This is a genomic window from Psychrilyobacter piezotolerans (assembly GCF_003391055.1).
In the GTDB taxonomy this organism is placed as follows: domain Bacteria; phylum Fusobacteriota; class Fusobacteriia; order Fusobacteriales; family Fusobacteriaceae; genus Psychrilyobacter; species Psychrilyobacter piezotolerans.
In genome coordinates this window covers 1-742 of record NZ_QUAJ01000079.1, presented here as the reverse complement: position 1 = coordinate 742, position 742 = coordinate 1, and the positions used below count along the sequence as shown (strand labels likewise).

The window sequence follows — 742 nt, the reverse complement described above, 5'->3', positions numbered from 1 at the left end:
TTAGTGCTCCTACGAATAATGATCCCAATAATTCAACTGGTTTTGCTGCATCTGGTGCAGCGATTGCTAATATGATACCGACGATTAGACCAACGATTATTCTTTTTACTAAACTTAATTGATTCCACTTACTAAACATAATTCTACCACCTTCTAAATTTATTTATGTAACCTAGATAATTGATCTTCTTAATTTATTTTTGAAGTATCTGACAGATACTTTTTTCTTACTCAAAAAGTTCCGTATCTCACAAAATAAAGAAAGTCAGGGTTTCTTATACTTCCTTTTTTACAAGTTCAATTATCTCATTTTCCTCTGGAAATCTTCCCAGCGCCTTCTTAGAAAATAAAAGTCTGTCTCCAAGCCTTACTTCAAATACACCTCCAGATGAAGGGATCATTTTAAATTCTGAAAAATCATTTTTAAAGAGTCTTACCAAATCTGCCAGAGCAACTACTGCCTTCTGATCATATCCTCATGATGTACAAAATTCAATTGATAATACAGGTTTCATACTTTACCTCCCTATTTGTAAATAGTTTTTTTAATTAATTTTCCTTGATAACTCAATGTATCTATTAAGTTTTTAACTTTGTTAATTTGACAAATAATTACTTATTTATGGATATTTCATAGTATTTAATACTGAAAACAAGAATTTTTGTATAGCAAACAAACGTCCTCACTATTTTTTTTGAAGGCCTTATTCCCTCAATATTCTTATGGCAACTACCCTCCCAT

General features: G+C 30.5%; 1 pseudogene. It reads right to left on the bottom strand.

Annotated features, from left to right (window positions below):
* Nucleotides 1–275: 275 nt before the first annotated feature.
* Nucleotides 276–461: pseudogene (locus DYH56_RS15730) on the bottom strand (SelT/SelW/SelH family protein); the annotation flags it as partial.
* Nucleotides 462–742 lie beyond the last annotated feature (281 nt).